The sequence below is a fragment of the Myxococcus sp. CA033 genome (genome assembly GCF_013336625.1).
Taxonomy (GTDB): domain Bacteria; phylum Myxococcota; class Myxococcia; order Myxococcales; family Myxococcaceae; genus Myxococcus; species Myxococcus llanfairpwllgwyngyllgogerychwyrndrobwllllantysiliogogogochensis.
Genome location: NZ_JABUMU010000010.1, coordinates 193807 through 210413, shown reverse-complemented (window position 1 = coordinate 210413; position 16607 = coordinate 193807). Strand labels below are relative to the sequence as shown.

General features: G+C 70.0%; 16 protein-coding genes. 4 read left to right on the top strand and 12 right to left on the bottom strand.

Translation table 11 applies throughout. The features are described 5' to 3' along the window. Window positions 1-126: 126 nt before the first annotated feature. The 3 genes from HUA78_RS24150 to HUA78_RS24140 all read right to left on the bottom strand — a co-directional run bounded on the left by HUA78_RS24150 (window position 127) and on the right by HUA78_RS24140 (window position 3717). Window positions 127-1287: an alanine--glyoxylate aminotransferase family protein gene (locus HUA78_RS24150; RefSeq protein WP_174460189.1), complete on the bottom strand. Its 1161-nt coding sequence runs from the start codon at window positions 1285-1287 to the stop codon at window positions 127-129. Window positions 1288-1396: 109 nt separating this feature from the next. Further along, on the bottom strand, window positions 1397-2692 hold the full coding sequence (locus HUA78_RS24145; protein WP_174459027.1) for a M20/M25/M40 family metallo-hydrolase: 1296 nt from the start codon (window positions 2690-2692) through the stop codon (window positions 1397-1399). 113 nt (window positions 2693-2805) lie between these two features. Then, window positions 2806-3717: a zinc metalloprotease gene (locus HUA78_RS24140; protein ID WP_174459026.1), complete on the bottom strand. Its 912-nt coding sequence runs from the start codon at window positions 3715-3717 to the stop codon at window positions 2806-2808. A 159-nt stretch (window positions 3718-3876) separates the two neighbouring features. Here HUA78_RS24140 and HUA78_RS24135 point away from each other — a divergent pair, with 159 nt between their 5' ends. Then, window positions 3877-4041: a hypothetical protein gene (locus tag HUA78_RS24135; protein ID WP_174459025.1), complete on the top strand. Its 165-nt coding sequence runs from the start codon at window positions 3877-3879 to the stop codon at window positions 4039-4041. Between the two features lie 52 nt (window positions 4042-4093). Beyond that, a complete protein-coding gene (locus HUA78_RS24130; protein ID WP_174477252.1) occupies window positions 4094-5047 on the top strand; it encodes a RimK family alpha-L-glutamate ligase in 954 nt (317 codons plus the stop codon). A 72-nt stretch (window positions 5048-5119) separates the two neighbouring features. Here HUA78_RS24130 and HUA78_RS24125 read toward each other — a convergent pair whose 3' ends face one another. From HUA78_RS24125 to HUA78_RS24100, 6 genes are all read right to left on the bottom strand, one after another. Continuing rightward, a complete protein-coding gene (locus HUA78_RS24125) occupies window positions 5120-5305 on the bottom strand; it encodes a hypothetical protein (RefSeq protein WP_141642049.1) in 186 nt (61 codons plus the stop codon). Beyond that, window positions 5302-7521: a peptidase domain-containing ABC transporter gene (locus tag HUA78_RS24120; protein WP_174466075.1), complete on the bottom strand. Its 2220-nt coding sequence runs from the start codon at window positions 7519-7521 to the stop codon at window positions 5302-5304. Before HUA78_RS24120 ends, HUA78_RS24125 begins: the two co-directional genes overlap by 4 nt. A gap of 102 nt (window positions 7522-7623) precedes the next feature. Next, window positions 7624-8853, bottom strand: a complete 1230-nt coding sequence (locus tag HUA78_RS24115; protein WP_174459022.1) for an MlaD family protein — start codon at window positions 8851-8853, stop codon at window positions 7624-7626. Then, a complete protein-coding gene (locus tag HUA78_RS24110) occupies window positions 8850-9671 on the bottom strand; it encodes an ABC transporter ATP-binding protein (RefSeq protein ID WP_141642046.1) in 822 nt (273 codons plus the stop codon). The genes HUA78_RS24115 and HUA78_RS24110 overlap by 4 nt, the downstream gene beginning before the upstream one ends. A 6-nt stretch (window positions 9672-9677) precedes the next feature. Further along, window positions 9678-10490 (bottom strand): ABC transporter permease, encoded by an 813-nt coding sequence (locus tag HUA78_RS24105; RefSeq protein WP_174477251.1) that lies wholly within the window; start codon window positions 10488-10490, stop codon window positions 9678-9680. Then, on the bottom strand, window positions 10487-10987 hold the full coding sequence (locus HUA78_RS24100; protein WP_141642044.1) for a hypothetical protein: 501 nt from the start codon (window positions 10985-10987) through the stop codon (window positions 10487-10489). The genes HUA78_RS24105 and HUA78_RS24100 overlap by 4 nt, the downstream gene beginning before the upstream one ends. 395 nt (window positions 10988-11382) lie before the next feature. On the opposite strand from HUA78_RS24100, the gene HUA78_RS24095 reads away from it, so the two are divergent. Next, window positions 11383-11781 (top strand): hypothetical protein, encoded by a 399-nt coding sequence (locus HUA78_RS24095; RefSeq protein ID WP_174459021.1) that lies wholly within the window; start codon window positions 11383-11385, stop codon window positions 11779-11781. A gap of 1 nt (window position 11782) precedes the next feature. Here the strand turns inward: HUA78_RS24095 and HUA78_RS24090 are convergent, their stop codons facing one another. Both HUA78_RS24090 and HUA78_RS24085 read right to left on the bottom strand, forming a co-directional pair. After that, window positions 11783-12925, bottom strand: a complete 1143-nt coding sequence (locus HUA78_RS24090; protein WP_174459020.1) for a DNA replication/repair protein RecF — start codon at window positions 12923-12925, stop codon at window positions 11783-11785. A 61-nt stretch (window positions 12926-12986) separates the two neighbouring features. After that, a complete protein-coding gene (locus tag HUA78_RS24085) occupies window positions 12987-14957 on the bottom strand; it encodes an ATP-binding protein (protein WP_371745650.1) in 1971 nt (656 codons plus the stop codon). A gap of 177 nt (window positions 14958-15134) precedes the next feature. Between HUA78_RS24085 and HUA78_RS24080 the strand changes: the two genes are divergently transcribed. Then, window positions 15135-16247, top strand: a complete 1113-nt coding sequence (locus HUA78_RS24080) for a DNA alkylation repair protein (RefSeq protein WP_174477250.1) — start codon at window positions 15135-15137, stop codon at window positions 16245-16247. Between the two features lie 21 nt (window positions 16248-16268). Here HUA78_RS24080 and HUA78_RS24075 read toward each other — a convergent pair whose 3' ends face one another. Next, entirely contained in the window at window positions 16269-16559 is a 291-nt protein-coding gene (locus tag HUA78_RS24075; protein ID WP_141642040.1) for a hypothetical protein, read from the bottom strand. Window positions 16560-16607 lie beyond the last annotated feature (48 nt).

The window sequence follows — 16607 nt, the reverse complement described above, 5'->3', positions numbered from 1 at the left end:
GGCACGCCCCAGGGTCCATGGAAGGGTTCACCCACCACACGAACCCCTTGGATTTCGGGCACATTTCATTCTTGAGGCCCAGGAGAACGGGCGGGGCCGGGGTGCGGGTGACCCCGCCCGAGGGCTTCAGCGGGCGGTGAGGGAGGCCTCGGCGGCGGCGAGGCCCGCACCGGGCTCACAGCGGTGGCCGGCGGCCATCAGCGCGCGCTCCACGGCCCCCACGGTGGTCAGCAAATCCGCGGGGCCCACGCGGTTCATGTGGCCCACGCGGAAGTAGCGCGCCTTGAGGTCCGGGTGGAGTCCACCGGCCACCACCACGCCCTCGGCCTTCACGCGGCCCACCAGCGACGCGTCCACGCCCTCCGGGTAGTAGACGGCGCTCAGCGTGTTCGCCGTCACCGCCTCGGACACCGGCAGCATGCGCAGGCCCAACCCACTCCACGCGGCGCGGAAGGCGCGAGCCAGGCGCTGGTGCCGCGCGAAGCGGGCCTCTAGGCCCTCGGCGAGAATCTGTCCCAGGCTCACGTCCAGCGCGCACACCAGGTTGACGGGCGGCGTGGCGAAGTAGGCCGGCTTGCCCGCCTCGTACGCCTCCATGATGGGCAGCCACTCCGCCCAGTCGGAGTACACGCTGGCCACCGGCACGCGGCGCTTCTTCCACGCCTCCAGCGCGCGCGGCCCCACGGTGAGCAGCGCCAGCCCCGGCGGCACGCCCACGGCCTTCTGGCTCGCGGTGAGGTACACGTCCGCGCCCCACGCGTCCTGGTGGAACGACTCGCCCGCCGTGGCGCACACGCCGTCCACCACCGACAGCACGCCCAACTCGCGCGCCACCCGCGACAGGCCCTCCACGGGCGTGAGCACGCCGGTGGACGTGTCCACGTGCGTGACAGTCATGACCTTGAAGCCGCCGCGCTTCAGGTGCGTCTCCACTTCCTCCACCGTCGGCGCGTCACCAGGAGGGGCGCGCACGTGCGTCACCTTCGCGCCGTGCCGCTCCAGGATTTTCGCCATCCGGTCGCTGAAGTAACCCGTGTTCACCACCAGGGCGGCGTCACCGGGCTCGACGAGGTTCGCCACCGCCAGCTCCATGGCCAGCGTGCCGGAGCCGGACACCACGAAGGGCTGCGCACCGGGAGCGAGGCTCACGTCGCGAAGCCGCTTCAGCGCCCGGCCGAAGATGGCGATGAAGGCCGGGTCCGTGTGGCCGTAGGAGGGCGCCCCCAGGGCCTGAAGCACCTCCTGCTCGAACTCCACCGGCCCCGGAATCATCAGCAGGTCTCTCACGGCGTCACCGCTCCTCGGCAGCGCTCCGGCCCGACGCGGGCTGAAGCAGGGTCCATGTCTCACTGTATATACACAGGGGCCCCCGCGAGAGCGCGCGGCCCTGCTCCACTCACAGCCGCTCGAGCAGCTCGCGCAGGATGGCGAAGCCCTGGCGGAAGTCCTGGAGGTGCGCCTGCTCGTTGGGCGCGTGGTAGTACTTCATCTCCCCGAAGCCCGTGATTTGCACGTCGCAGCCCTGACGCTGCAGGTCCCTCACCAGCGGCAGCGAGCCGGTGAGCGAGAAGGGCTCCGCGTCCACACCCCGCACCGTCTTCATCGCGTCCTTCAACGCTTGCAGGCCGGGCGAGTCCAGCCGGCAGGCGATGCCCTCGGTGCCTCCTCCGTCGAAGCGCAGCGACACCGTGCCGCGCCGGCCATCCGCGGTGCGCGTGCGGGGGAAGCCCGGCGGCACGTCGTCGCGCTCCAGCCGCGCGTCCAGCGCCTTCACGAAGTCCTCGGTGGCCCGCCGCACGTCGGCCAGGTCGTGGAACGGCGTGAGGCGGATGTCGCCGCGCACGGTGACGTCGGCGGGAATCTTCGTCTCCTTGGTGTTGGTGGCCTCCACCACCGTGGCCTTCAAGCTGGAGGTGGCCAGGAAGCCCCATCGCTTCTCGTCGTCCGAGGGCGGGTAGCGCGCATGGAACCAGCGGGACAGTTCCAGCGACGCGGCCATGCTCAATTCCAGCGCGTTGACGCAGTTCTGCGGCATGCCCGAGTGGCCGCCCACGCCCGTGGCCTTCAGCGCCCACAGGCTGATGCCCGCGGTGCCCAGCGTGGGGCCGAAGTTCGCGCTGTCCAGCCAGAACACCGGCTGCCCCGCCAGGTCCTTGAGCCGCCCCTGCTCCGCGACGTAGCCCAGGCCCAGGCCCGGCAGGTCCGACGACTCCTCGTTCGCGATGAGCACCACCTTCAACGTGCGGCGCGGACGCACGCCCGACTCCGCCAGCTGCGCGAGCAGGTCCGTCGCCACCGCGACGTGGCCCAGGCAGTCGGTGACGCCTCGCCCGTAGAGCAGCCCGTCCGGCCCCTCGTGAAGCTTGAAGGGACTGTGCTCCCAGCCCTCGGCCTGCTCGTCGGCGGGGACCACGTCGAAGTGCGCGCCCACGAAGCCCACCGCGCCCTCGCCCGTGCCCTTCACGGTGAGCACCAGGCTGGGACGGGACTCGTTGCCCTTGGAGGCCAGCGACTCCGCATGGATGAAGCCACTGGCGATGTGCGGCGCGAGCACGTCCAGCACCACCTGCGCGGCGAGCCGCTCCTCGGGCACCAGCCCCGCGCTCGGATTGTTCTGCAGCTTCGGAGTCAGGGCGATGAGACGCCGGAGCACATCCAGGAAACGGTCCTCACGGAGGGCGAACGCTTGCATGGGCGCGGATTGGAGCCCGAGTCTCCGGAGGAAGTCACTGAAAACGACGACGCCGGAGCGTGATGAGCGCCCCGGCGTCGCCTTCCGCGTCAACGGCTGTCCAACACCCCGCGTCAGCGGTAGGTGAGGGCCTGCGAGTCCATGCGGGCCGACTGACCCGTGGTGAACGTGTTCATGCAGGAGTCGTCGGAGTAGTCCATGAAGTTGGTGATGGGGTCGTTGCCAGCCGTCGAGCAGGTGTTGCGGCCCGTGGGGCAGCCGTAGGCGGGAGAGGCCTCCGCCGGCGTGTCGCTGACCGAGTCACCCGAGCCGGAGCAGCCGCCCTGGAACGTGTGGTACAGGCCCAGCCAGTGGCCGACCTCGTGCGTGCCCGTGTCGCCCAGGTTGTACGGCGACGCGGTGCCGCCCGGGACGCTGGAGAACAGAATCACCACGCCGTCCATCGACGGGTTGCTGGCGTAGCTGGAGGGGAACGTCGCCCAGCCCAGCAGGCCGCCGCTCAGGTTCGCGCTGTAGATGTTGAGCGCGTTCTTGCCGCCCTTGCGCAGCGCCGTCTTCATGGCGCGCTCGGCGGACGAGCCCGAGGACAGGTTGTACCAGGTGGTGTTCGTGGTGCGGTCCGTCGCCGTCAGCGTGAACTTGAACGGCGTGTTCGCGTACGCGGCGTTCAGCACGTTCATCTGGTTGGTAATCATGGCGGCGGTGATGTCGCCGTTCGCCACGCCCGTGCCCTTGTTGATGACATGGAAGTAGGTGGGGATGGTCACCGAGCCGTTCGGCCGCGCGAAGTCAGACACCGCGCGCTCCATCGCGAAGCGGCCTTCCATCTCCGCCATCTCCTCGGCGGACGGATTCACGCCACAGCCACGGGCGTTGAGCACCTGCTGCGTGGGCTGCTCCTCCGCCGGGGGAGGCGTGGGCTCGGCCTGCCCCTCCGGGGGAGGAGTGGAACAACCGGCGAGCGCGGCGAGGGTGCCAACAAGAACCGCGAAACGGCCGCTGCGACGAACGATGATACGGGACATTCCCGACTCCTCGGAAAATGCGGGGGAACCAGAATATTCATGAATGGTTTCCCTTACGTCAAACGGGTCACCCGGGCCCCTCCTCTCCGGGCGGTGCGTGTCTGGGGTTGAAGTGGCGTCCTGCCGCGGGCGGACACACTCTTCGACGCAGGAGGTCGCATGAAGACGAATGAAACATCGCCGCGCGGGCCGAAAGCTTCACGCGGGCTGTTCGTGAAAGGGCTTGTGCCCGAGGAGAAGGCCCAGGCACCGGGGCCCCGACAGGTGACCACGATGATGGTGGGTGAGGAGACGAAGGACGGGGACCCGGGCTCGCGCGCATGACGCGGTGCACGGCGCTGGATGCGCACCCGCGCATCTGTTTCGCTGCCGGACCATGACGCAAGAAGCGACGCGGACAGGCGTGGTGGCGCTGGTGGGTTCTCGCGAGGACGTCCACATCCAGGACGTGGCGCGACGGCTGGGTGCGGAGGGCGTGGACAGCGTCATCGTGGACACGCTGACCTTCCCGGACGAGACGCGGATGTCGCTCACGGAGGGACTGGACGGAATCGTCGTGGACGGGCGCGCGGTGGGCCGCCCCGCCGCCGCGTATCTGCGCGGACTGCACTCGCACCCGCTGGCCTTCATGGTGGACGCCGAGGAGGCCATGGCGGAGGACTGGCGCACCACGCTCACCGCGTTCCGCGAGAAGGGCACGCTGCTGTTGGGGCTCATCGGCCGGTGGGAGCAGCTCGGCGTGCCGCTGTACAACCCGCCCTCGGCGGACTGGCTGTTGCACAAGCCCGTGCAGCTCAGCGCGTTGAAGGCCGCGGGTCTGCCGGTGCCCCGGACGCTGTGGACGAATGACGCGGAGGCGGTGCGCCGCTTCGCCGCGAGCGGGCGCGTGGCCTACAAGCCCGTCATGGGGGGCGCCGCCACGCGGGAGCTGCTGCCGGAGGACCTCACCGACGAGCGGCTCGCCGCGCTGGCCGCCGCGCCCGTCACCTTCCAGGAGCTGCTGCCGGGCGAGGACCTCCGCGTGTACGTGCTGGATGGCGAAATCATCGCCTCCCTGCGCATCGTCACCTCCGCGTTGGACTTCCGGCAGAACGAGGAGCGGATTGAGCAGATGGTGCTGCCGGCCGAGGTGGCTCGGCAGTGCGTGAAGGCGTGCGAGGTGCTCGGCCTGCGCTGGACGGGGCTGGACCTCAAGCGCGGGCTGGACGGGGAGCTGAAGTTCCTGGAGCTGAACGGCTCACCCATGTTCCTCGGCTTCGACGCGGCCGCGGGCACGGACGTGGCGGGGCACTTCGCGCGGGCCCTGGTCCGTCATGCGCGGCGCGGGTAGCAGGGACAGGGCCGGCGCTCGAAGCGTCTGGACGACACGGGCATCATCCGAGCACGGAGGGCGCCGCTCACCTCATCGCCACAGCGAGGCGAGCACCGTGCGGGACGCGAGCCACGCCACCGCGCCGAGCACCACCACGAGCACCGCGGTGAACAGCAGGGCACGGTGGGGGCGCGGATGCATCACCGCGCGCAGCTCCTCCGTCATCGCGGGGTCCGCGTCCACGTCGTCCTCGTCAGGCCGTTGCGCGGGCTTCATCGCTGCTCCATCTGGTTCTCGACGAGGGCGCGATAGCGGCCTTGGGGCAGGGCCACCAGCTCGTCATGGGTGCCTTCCTCGACGACGCGGCCCTTGTCGAGCACGACAATCTTGTCCGCGCGGCGCACCGTGGACAGCCGGTGGGCCACGACGACGAGCGTGCGTCCGGCGGCCTCTCGCTGGAGGGCCTCGGTAATCGCGCGCTCCAGCGCCGCGTCCAGGTGACTGGTGGCCTCGTCGAGGAACAGCACCCTCGGGTCCCGATAGATGGCGCGCGCGAGCTGGAGCCGCTGCTCCTCGCCTCCGGACAGGCGCACGCCCGCCTCGCCAATCCGGGTCTTCAGCCCGTTGGGCAGCGCGAGCAGTTCGTCCAGGCACGCGGTGCGCGCGGCGTGCAGCAGTCGCTCCGGGTCCGGCGCGTCGTCGCCCAGGGCGATGTTGTCCGCCAACGTACCGTCAAAGATGTCCGTCTTTTGGAAGACGAAGGCCACCGAGCGACGCAGCGCGACGGGGTCGAACGTCTCCAGGGGCTGGCCGTCGTAGAGGACGCGTCCCTGCTCGGGGCGATACAGGCCATAGAGCACCTGGGTGAGCGTCGTCTTGCCCGCGCCCGAGCGGCCGACAATCGCCGTCATCTTTCCCGCGGGCAGGGTGAAGCTCACGCCATCCAGCACGGGCGGCTCGTTGGGAGAGCCGTAGCGGAAGGTGACGCCGTCCAGTCGGAGCTCCGGGGCCTGGGTGAGCGCGCCGGTGACGGGCCCGGAGTCATCGCGCAGCTCGGGCTGGGACTCGTAGACGATGTCCACGCGGCGCAGGGAGATGACGACGTCCTGGAGCTGGTGGATGAACATCACCAGGTTCTGCATCGGGGCCAGCGCGAGGCCGAGGATGGCGAGCGTGGCCACCATCTGCCCCAGCGTGAGCTGGCCCTCCAGCACGAGGTGGGCCTCGTAGACGAGGATGCCCACGTACATCGCTTGATTGACGAGCTGCGCGCCGGAGGTGTGGACGGTGTCGTGCAGCCAGATGCGGCGGGCGGCCTCGGCCTCGCGCGCCTGGAGCTTCTCCCAGCGGGTGCGCGCCTGACGCTCGGCACCACACGCCTTGAGCGTCTGGATGCCGCTGAGCATCTGCAATTCCAGGCGACTCGCCTCGGCGGCGACCCGGAAGCGCTGGTGGTCCAGCACGGTGCGCCGGGGCATGAGCACCAGCGTCCACAGTGAGTACAGCGCGGCGCAGGCGGCGAAGATGCCGAAGACGGTGGCGTCGTAGAGGAAGAGCACCACGCCGTAGCCCACGAGCATCACCAGGTCGAGCAGCACGGACACCGAGGCACCCTGGAGGATGCGACGGATGCGCTGGTGGTCCTCGATGCGCTTGAGCAGGTCGCCCCGGTGGCGCCGGGCGAAGAACGTCACGGGCAAGGACAGCAGGCGCTTCCAGAACTGCGCGAGCAGGAGGGCGGAGAAGCCTCGGGACAGGAGGAAGAGCCCTGTGCCGCGAGCAATGGCGACGGCGACCTGCGCGACGAGCAGCACGCCCAGGCCCACGCCGACTGCGGTGAGCAGGGACACGTTCCTGCCGCCCACGGCCTTGTCGACGAGCCCCTGGATGAGCAGGGGCTGCGCGAGCGCCAGGGCCTGGAGGAGCACGGTGGTGACGAACACCTGGAACAGCAGCAGGCGGTAGCGCAGCAGTCCCCGGCCAAAGCGTCGCAGCGCGCCGAGTCGACGCGAGGTGGTGGGGGTGACCGGGAGCACGACAGGACGGAAGAGGGCCTCGGTGGGCTCCAGGGAGAGGAGGATTCCGTCCCAGTGCTCAGCGAGCTTCGCGCGAGGGATGCGCCGGAGGCCCTGCGCGGGGTCTCCGATGACGGCCTCCTTGGAGGTGACGGCGTAGAGGACGACGAAGTGGTTGTCCTCCCAGTGGGCGATGCCGGGGAGGAGCGCCTGGCCTTCTTCGTCCTCCAGTTCGGAGGGGTCCTCGACATGGAAGGCGCGGACCTTGAAGCCCACCTTCTCGGCGGCACTGGCGAGGTCTGGCAGGGAGGTGCCCACGACCTGGACGTGCGCGAGTTCCTTCAGCGCGCCCAGCGAGTGCGCGGCGCCGTGATACGCCGAAACCATCTCCAGACACGCGGGGCCACAGTCAGCCTCCTCGAGCTGGTGGCGCAGGGGATACGGTTCCAGGGCAACGGCGAGCCGGGAGCGTGGCACGGACAAATCGCTATCACGGAGTCGAGGTGGCAACCAGCCACCGCCCGGCACGACGCAGGCAGACCTGCCAGGGACTCGGGGCCCGGCTCAGCGGACCCGACCTCACTCCGCCGCGGGCACGGAGGCAGGAGCCGCATCCGCGGGCGGAGGCGCCGCCACGGGCTGCGCGGGCTCGGCCGGCTTCGGCGCCTCGGCCTTGGGCTCCACGCGCTGCACCTTGCCCATCTGCTCCAGGTCCTTCCTGTTATCCAACGAGAAGCGCACCAGCGCCCGCAGGATGCGATTGCGCTTCACGTTGCCCAGCACCTCGCGCAGGTCCTCGTAGACCGTGGGGTCGCTGATGAGCCCACCCAACGTGCCCTCGCCCTTCGCGACCGTCGCCGTGATTTTCTTCAGGTCCTCCGCCGCGCTGCCCAGGTCCGCGAACATCCCGCTCGCATCGCCATACACCAGCTGATGCACCGCCCCGTTCGGGCTCTTCTTCGCGTCCTCAATCAGCCCCGCCAACTGCCCCGCCGCCTCACCCAGCTCCCGCAGCGCAATCGCGCCCTCGTCCCCGTAGATGAGCGCGTGCGCCGTGCCGTCACCCGTGCGCACCTCGCGCAACAGCGCCTCCACGTGCCCCACCGCTCCATCCACCCGCTGCGCCGCGCTCGACGCGCTCGCCATCAGCCTGCGCACCTCGCGCCCCCCATCCTTGTCGTAGATGAGCGCATGCAGCATCCCGTCCCCGTTCTGCACCTGCTCCAGCACCCCCCGCAGGGACGCCATGCTCCGCTGCACGTCCCTGGCGAGCTGGGGATCTCCATACGCATCCACCGTCTTGAGCAACGACTTGCTGATGGCCACCGAGTTGTCCATCACCTCGCTGGCGCTCTTGAGCAGGTTGGTCAGGTCTCCACTCGTGGACGACGAGAGCACCCCACCCGGCTCCACCGGCGGCGACGTGGGACTGCCCAGCGAGATGTCCACCGCCTTGTCCCCCAGCACGCCCATGCTCGTCAGCTGCGCCAGCGAGTCCTGCTTCACGCGGTCCCCGTACTTCGACGCCACCTGCAGCCGGACCTCCAGCTTGGGGTCGTTCGGGTTTTCGGAGAAGTAGATGCCCGTCACCTTCCCCACCTCCAGGCCCCCCAGCCACACCGGGGACTGGTCACTCAACCCCTGCACGTTGGTGAAGTACGTCCGGTAGGTGTGCTGCCGCTGGAACAGCCGCGACTCCTGGCCGATGAAGAACACCACCACGCCCGCCACCGCCAGGCCGATGGCCACGAACAACCCCGCGCGCAACGCCAGCCGTTTCTCGCCCGCCGCGGACGTGAACAGGCTCATGACACGCCTCCGGGCTCCAGCTCGACACGACGCGCGTCCAGGAACGCCCGCACCTCCGGCACCGTGGAGCGCCGGAACTCGTCTCGCGTCCCCACCTGGACGATGCGCCGGTTGGCCAGCATCGCCATCCGGTCACCCACCGCGAACGCACTCACCAGGTCATGCGTGACGACGATGGACGTGCTGCCGAGCTTGGTCTTCATCGAGTTGATCATCGAGTTGATGGACTGCGTGGTGACGGGGTCCAGCCCCGTCGTGGGCTCGTCCCAGAGGATGACCTCCGGGTCCGTGGCGATGGCTCGCGCCAACCCCACGCGCTTCTTCATGCCGCCCGACAGGTCCGACGGCATCAGCCGCTCCGTCCCCGGCAGGTTCACCAACGCCAGCTTCTCAGCCACCCGCTGCCGCACCTCGTCCAGCGGCATCTCCGGGAAGTGCTCCCGCAGCGGATACGCCACGTTCTCCCCCACGCTCAGCGAGTCGAAGAGGGCCGCGCCCTGGAACACCATCGCGACGTGCCGCCGCACCGGGATGAACTCCTCTTCCGAGAAGCCCGTCACCTCGCGCCCCTGGAAGAGGATGCGCCCCGCGTCCGGCCGCTGCAGCCCGATGAGGCACTTGAGCAGCACGCTCTTGCCCGTCCCCGAGCCCCCCAGCACCACCAGCGTCTCCCCCGCCCGCACGTCCAGCTCCAGGTCGTCGTAGACGCGCTTGGCGCCGAACGACTTCTGGAGGTGCTCGAAGTGGATGAGCTGCTCACCCGGCGTGGGCCGGTGGAACTCGAACGTGGGCGCTTCCTTGCGGTGGGCGAAGGGCATGTCGCGTCACAGGTACAACGTCACCTTGGTGATGAAGAAGTCCGCCAGACACACCGCCACGGAAGTTATCGCCACCGTCTGCGTCGTCGCGCGCCCCACGCCCTCCGTGCCGCCCTCCACCGTCAGGCCCTTGAAGCACCCCACCAGCCCGATGATGAAGCCGAACACCGCGCCTTTGAACACGCCGGACAGGAAGTCCATCATGAACACCGCGTCCAGCGCGCCCTGGAAGAACAGGTCCAACGAGATGGCGTACTGCGCGTTCACCACCAGCGCGCCCGCCACCAGGCCCACCACGTCCGCGAACACCGTGAGCACCGGCATCACCAGCAGGCACGCGAGCACACGCGGCACCACCAGCTTGCGCAGCGGGTCCGCCCCCAGCGCGCGGATGGCGTCCACCTGCTCCGTCACCGTCATCGCCCCCAGCTCCGCCGCCATGCCGCTGCCCAGGCGCGCGCCCACCGTGAGCGCCGTCAACACCGGCGCCAGTTCGCGGAACAACGTGAGGACGACCACGCGCCCCACCGTGTACTGCACCCCGAAGCGCGCCAGGAAGTAACCAAACTGCAACGAGATGACGAGCCCGGCGAACGTCGCCGTGAGCAGCGCGATGGGCAGCGAGCGCACCCCCAGCGTCTCCACCTGGAAGATGAACGAGGCGCCGTCGAAGGGCGGCCGCACCGCGCGGCTGAGCACCTGCCCCGTCATCTGGGTCATCGCGCCCAGCGACTCCAGCCGCTGCTTCGTGCGCTCCACCACCCCGGGGCGCTCCGGCACCGGCGCCACCGGCACCTCCGCTTCCGCCGAGGGGCTCATCCGAAGTGCTCCGACTTGAAGCCCGCCAGGAGCGCGTCGAAGTCCGCCATCCGCTCCGCGGCCAGCCCGGGCGGCGCGACGTAGGAGAAGTCGAAGACGCAGTTGTCCTTCTTCAACACCACCAGCTCCAGCTCCACCGGAACCCCATCCATCTTCGCCAGGAAGCGGCTGCGCAGCGCCTCCCGCCCATCCATGGCGATGAGGTGCTGGGACACCTCCTGGCGCTCGGTGAAGCCCATCAACAAATGCCGCGTGAGGACCGGGAGCGGCGGGTCATCATGCCCCTTGCACGTCGCGTTGACGGAGAGCGCGCGGCCCGTGCCCGTCTCCGCGAAGGCCAGGTCATTGTCCTCCAACCAGACACGGCGCCAGTGCTTGGGCAGCTCGCCCACGCGGTAGCGCACCTCTGGCTTGGACAGCACGGAGTCCTCGAAGCTCACGCGGCGGCAGCCCCCGAGGGATGCGAGCAACACGAGCAGCAGCGTCATCCTCGGCATGGCACCGTTCTTCGCGGTCAGCACTTCCGGCCCTGCGGGCGAGTCATGCGACACCGGGGGCGGCGCCGCAAGAAATTCCGCACGATAAAACGTCCACTACCCAGCCCTACCTCCACCCCTGGACGGTGGATGCTCGACACTGAACCTTCCAGGTCCCATGGTCGATACACCCCGCCTCGCGCGTCCGGCGCCGCATTCCCGGCATCGAAAGGGGCAGGCCGTCCGCCCCGCCCACAATCAATCTCACCCGGCGCGCGCACGCGGGGAGTCCCCGTGCGCCCCCTCGGTTCGCATGTTCCTTCCAGCACCCCACCGGGACACGGAAGCCCCGCGAGGCATCCGCCCGTCCCCCTCCTCCCTCTTCAGGGAGAGGACACGGCGCGAGGAGGAGACACATGGACGGCGGACTCGCGGTGTTCGGCTTCGGTCTCTTCCTGCTGTCGATTGCGAGCCTGTACGCACGCACGGCCTACGGCGTGGCCGTGGCCCTCCTGGTGATGTCGCTCGTGTCCATGGGCATGGCCTTCAGCGAGTCGAAGAAGCTGAGGGAAATCTCCCTGGGCCTGAGCCTTGGACTCCTGGCGGTGGCCACCATCGCCCTGGCCACGGGCACCGTGTGGTGGCTCACCCTGGGGACCTTCCTGTTCGCGGTGGCCTTCGCGGTGCTCTGGGCCGAGTACCGCTTCGCCTTCTTCGAGCACGTCCGCCAGGAGGACCTGCCGCCACGGCATCAACACCACGCCCGGCGGATGAACGTGCACTGGCCCTGGCACCGGCGTCGCCCGGTGCCGTGAGTCAGCTGGCGGCGGGGGGCGTCTCCGCGTCCCGCGTCGTCACCTGTCCCGCGTGCACGGAGAGCCACAGCGTGTCCGCCGCCGCCGCGCCGCGCACCAGTGAGCCGTCCGTGGTGGAGAGGAACACCTGCGCGCCGCTCCTCGCCAGGTAGTCCATCAGGTAGGCGTTGCGCTCCGGGTCCAGCTCGCTCGACACGTCGTCCAGCATGAGCAGCGGCAGGAACCCCATGCTCGTTTCCAGGTTCTCGATTTCGGCGATCTTCCAGCCGAGCACCAGCGCCCGCTGCTGTCCCTGGCTCGCGTAGGCCCGCGCGCTGCGCCCTCCCAGCGTCACCGTCACGTCGTCCGAGTGGGGCCCCACCGACGTGAAGCCCCGGTCCAAATCGCGGCGCAGGCGCTCGCCCAGGGCCTCCCGCAGCGCCAGGGCCAGCGCGGCCTCATCCGCCGTGGCGAAGTCTCCGCCCAGGTGCGCCGGGTGATAGCCATACGAGGCCGGCTCCGCCGTGCGGCCAATCGAGGCGAAGGTCGCCTGCGCGCGGGGCGACAGCTCCGCCATCAGCGCCCGTCGCCGCGCGTAGATGCGGGCCCCCGCCTTCGCCAGCGTCTCGTCGTAGGCGTCCAGGTAGGCCGGGTCCACCGCGCCGCCCTCGCGCAGGAGCCGGTTGCGGTTCTTCAGCGCGCGCGCGTACTCGCGGCTCTCCCGCAGGTAGGCGGGGAAGCGGTTGAACACCGCCCGGTCCAGGAAGCCACGCCGTGAGTCCGGCCCGCCCTTCACCACCTCCAGGTCATCCGGGGTGAAGGCCACGACGGAGACGCCGCCGAAGTACTCCTCCAGGCTGGCCGCCTTCTTTCCGTCCACGAAGGCCTGCCGGGTGCCGCCGCCCACCTCCACGGCGATTTCACGCTCGGCCCCCTTGAGGAGGAAGCGGCCGGACACGCGCGCGGTCTGCGTGCCCCAGCGCACCAGCTCCGACAGTCGCCCGGCGCGCAGCGGCTTGAGCGTGGCGAGGAAGTAGAGCCCCTCCAACAGGTTCGTCTTGCCCTGCCCGTTCTGCCCCACGGCGATGGTGGCATGGGCGCTGGGCGTGAGCGTCACCTGCGCGAGATTGCGGAAGTCTTGGACGTGGAGTGCGAGGAGGCGCACGGCCCCCACCGTATACCCGCGTCCGTGGCGTCGCGGGGAGGTTATCTAGAGCGGGAGTCCGTCAGGACGCCAGGCTCTTGGCGGCGACGGCGACGGCGGGCTCGGAGGGACGCAGCGGCAGCTCCATGGTGAAGGTGGCCCCTTCGCCCGGCTGGCTGTCCACGCGGATGACGCCCTCCATCGCCTCCACGAGCGTGCGCGCGACATACAGGCCCAGCCCCAGGCCACCGTAGTTGCGCTCGGACACGGCGCGCTCGAACTTGTGGAAGATGCGCGCCTGGGCCTCCGCGCTGATGCCGATGCCCTCGTCGCGCACCACCAGCCGGGCCCGCGCCTCGTCCCGCTCCACGAGCACCCGCACGGGCCTGCCCGCGCCGTACTTGAGCGCGTTGGACACCAGGTTGGTGACCACCTGCTCCAACCGCATCCGGTCCCACAGCCCCGGCGCGGACTCCACGCCGGAGACCTCCACCTCGCACTCCGCCCGCTCCGCTTCCGGCTGGAAGCGCGCCACCACCTCCTGCACGAGCGCGAGCAGGTCCACCTGCTCGTACTCCAACCGCAGCCGCCCCGTGCCGATGCGCGACACGTCCAGCAGCCCGTTCACCAGGTCCGCCAGCCGCATCACCTGCCGCAACATGCCCTGCACCTCGCGGCCGTGGCGCAGCGCCCACGCGGAGCCCGGGTCCGCCAGCGCCGCGCGCGCGAAGGCCTGCAGCCTCAGGCCCAGCACCGTCAGCGGCGTCTTCAGCTCATGGCTCGCCACCGACAGGAACTCGTCGCGCACGCGGATGGCGTCCTGGAGCCGCTGCTCCACCGTCTTCAGGCGGGTGATGTCCAGGAAGGGCAGCACCGTCACCGCCGGATGCCCGTGCATCGCGGGCAACATCTCCGAGGAGATGCTGAGCACGAACTCCCCGCCGTGCGTGTGCCAGACGACCTCCAGGCCCTCCAGCTTCTCGCCCCGCGCCGCGCGAGCGGAGGGGAGTTCCTCCGCCCGCAGCCGCTGGCCCGCCAGGTCCGTGATGTGGAACAGCTCGCCGTAGTCGGAGGCCGGCACCCGCGTGGGGATGCTCACACCATGCAGCCGGTCCGCCGCCGCGTTGGAGAAGGTGAGGTCTCCGGTGCCGGGGTCCGCCATCACCACCGGCATGGGCATCAAGTCCAGCACCGCCTCCAGCCACCGGTGCTGGCTCTCCACCGCCTGACGCGCGAGCACCTGCTCCGTCACCTCGAAGGCGAACGTCACCAGCCCATCCACGCGGCCCCGCTCGTCGCGCAGCGGCTCGTAGAGGAGGTTCCAGTACCGCGTCTCCACCTGGCCCCGCCCCGCGTAGTCGAGCACCATCGGATACTCGTGGGCCACCACCCGCTCCCCCGTCTCCAGCACGCCCCGGTACAGGCTCACCAGCTCCGGAGCGATGTCCGGAATCGCCTCCAGCAACGTGCGCCCCACCAGCTCGCGCCCACCCATCAACGTCTGGAGCAGCGGGTTGGCGAACTCGAAGCGCAAATCCGGGCCGCGCAAGAGGTTGATGGCCACCGGCGCCTGCGTGAGCAGTTGATAGAGCCGCCGTCGCTCCAACTGCTCCGCCTCGCGCGCGGCCAGCTCCGCCGTCACGTCCTTGTAGGCCAGGGCGATGTGGCTCACCTCGCCCCCGGAGGACGCGAGCGGGAAGCAGGTGCAGGCGATGGCGATGCGGTGCGCCTCTTTCACGTCGACGTGCCGCAGCTCCTTCACGTCGTACCAGATGACCGGCGTCTGGACCGTCTCGCCCGCGAAGGCCCGGCGCAGCAGCACGTCGAGCCCCAGCTTCGCGACCAGCTCGTCGCGGAAGAGGCTGTACTCGGGCGGCGGCACCGAGCCGAACATCGCCGCATAGGCCGGGTTGTGCAGCCGGCAGTGGCCTTGCGCGTCGAAGATGGCGTACGGCACCGGCGAGTGGAGGAACAACCCCTCCAGCAACACCAACGGGTCCGTCACCGAGGCCAGCTGCTCGCGCAACGCGAGCGCTTCCGGCGACGCGCGCACGCTCCGAGCCGCGCCGGAACCCTGGCTTCCTTTCGCGCTTGGTTTCCCGCCCCGAGGGCCCTGGCCCTTGCGTGTCGCCACAACCCGCACGACTAGCAGAAGACAGGCATTACTGGCAGCGCGGAAAGGTAGGACATGCCTTGTGGGCCCCCTCGCGACAGGCTTTGGTCCGGCCCCATGGCGGAGCCCCTCAAGACCTTCTTCGATGCCCGGCTGGTGGAGCGACTGGGCACCACGCTGCACCGCGCGCACCCGACCTTCCCGCTCGACACCTTCCTGCGCGAGGCCCGCCTGGGTCTGGACGGACACGAGCTCATCGGCCGCGCGCGGCACATCTCCCAGGCCATGCACCGCGCGCTCCCTCGCGACTACACGAAGGCGGTGGAGGTGGTGGTGCGCTCGCTCGGCCCGCTCCGGGAGACGGACCGGGTGGGGGGCATGGAGGTCTTCTTCTACCTCCCCCACACGATGTTCGTGTCCGAGCACGGCCTGGAACACTTCGAGGAGTCCATGCGGGCGCAGCACGCGCTCACCCAGCGCTTCACGGCGGAGTTCTCCATCCGCCCCTTCCTGGAGCGGCATCCGGAGAAGACGCTGAAGCGGCTGCGCGAGTGGACGAAGGACGAGAGCGTCCATGTGCGAAGGCTCGTCTCGGAGGGCACGCGTCCGCGCCTGCCGTGGGCCTCCCGCCTGCGCGCCTTCCAGCAGGACCCGCGTCCGGTGCTGGAGCTGTTGGAGTTGCTCAAGGACGACGTGGACCTGTACGTGCGCCGCTCGGTGGCCAACAACCTCAACGACATCGGCAAGGACCACCCCGACGTGCTGGTGAAGGTGGCGAAGGCGTGGCTGAAGGACGCCTCACCGGAGCGGGAGTGGCTGGTGCGTCACGCGCTGCGCTCCGCCGTCAAACGGGGAGAGCCCGCCGCCCTGGAGGTGCTGGGCGCGGGCAAGCCCACCGGCATCGAGGCCCGCGCCACGGAGCTGCCCCGTCGCGCGAAGCTGGGCGGCGCGGTGGACGTGCGCTTCGTGGTGGCCAATCGCTCCAAGCGCACCCAGTCGCTCGTGGTGGACCTGGCGGTGCACTTCTTCAAGGCGCGCGGCGAGGCGCCCAAGCCCAAGGTCTTCAAGGTGCGCGCGCTGACGCTGTCGCCCGGACAGGAGGAGACGCTGGGCAAGCGCGTGTCCCTGGCGCAGCTCACCACGCGCCGCCACTACCCGGGCCCGCACCGCTTCGAGGCGCGGGTGAATGGCGTGGACCTGCCGCTGGGCGAGGTGGAAGTGGTGGAGTGACTCAAGGGGCGCGTCCTTCCTTCAGCGAGGCCCGAGCAGCTTCACCAGCTTGTTGTAGACGCCCATCACCAGGAGCGGCGACACCCATGAGCCGATGAAGCGGGCGGGCTGGGTGCGGCCCATCAGCTCCAGGCTCAGCGACACGCCCATCGAGCACAGGCTGGCGAAGAGGAACATGTGAGAGGGAATCTTGGCCGCCTGCTGCTCCAGCAAGCGGGTGAACGAGCTGTCCGCGTGTTCCGCCCGTAACACGGGGGGCAGCTCGTACTCGCGCTTCGACTCGGCGCTCGCGGGGTTGACGTCCAGGCTCATCGCGCTTGCTCCCCGAGCGGCCGGACAGGTCGGCCGGACGCCCTCCCG

Bases quoted from the DNA above. Each gene is read 5' to 3' on its own strand.
- HUA78_RS24140 (WP_174459026.1), bottom strand. From the start codon at position 3,717: ATGTCCCGTATCATCGTTCGTCGCAGCGGCCGTTTCGCGGTTCTTGTT.
- HUA78_RS24080 (WP_174477250.1), top strand. From the start codon at position 15,135: ATGGCGGAGCCCCTCAAGACCTTCTTCGATGCCCGGCTGGTGGAGCGA.
- HUA78_RS24135 (WP_174459025.1), top strand. From the start codon at position 3,877: ATGAAGACGAATGAAACATCGCCGCGCGGGCCGAAAGCTTCACGCGGG.
- HUA78_RS24075 (WP_141642040.1), bottom strand. From the start codon at position 16,559: ATGAGCCTGGACGTCAACCCCGCGAGCGCCGAGTCGAAGCGCGAGTAC.
- HUA78_RS24095 (WP_174459021.1), top strand. From the start codon at position 11,383: ATGGACGGCGGACTCGCGGTGTTCGGCTTCGGTCTCTTCCTGCTGTCG.
- HUA78_RS24130 (WP_174477252.1), top strand. From the start codon at position 4,094: ATGACGCAAGAAGCGACGCGGACAGGCGTGGTGGCGCTGGTGGGTTCT.
- HUA78_RS24145 (WP_174459027.1), bottom strand. From the start codon at position 2,692: ATGCAAGCGTTCGCCCTCCGTGAGGACCGTTTCCTGGATGTGCTCCGG.
- HUA78_RS24110 (WP_141642046.1), bottom strand. From the start codon at position 9,671: ATGCCCTTCGCCCACCGCAAGGAAGCGCCCACGTTCGAGTTCCACCGG.
- HUA78_RS24115 (WP_174459022.1), bottom strand. From the start codon at position 8,853: ATGAGCCTGTTCACGTCCGCGGCGGGCGAGAAACGGCTGGCGTTGCGC.
- HUA78_RS24105 (WP_174477251.1), bottom strand. From the start codon at position 10,490: ATGAGCCCCTCGGCGGAAGCGGAGGTGCCGGTGGCGCCGGTGCCGGAG.
- HUA78_RS24100 (WP_141642044.1), bottom strand. From the start codon at position 10,987: ATGCCGAGGATGACGCTGCTGCTCGTGTTGCTCGCATCCCTCGGGGGC.
- HUA78_RS24125 (WP_141642049.1), bottom strand. From the start codon at position 5,305: ATGAAGCCCGCGCAACGGCCTGACGAGGACGACGTGGACGCGGACCCC.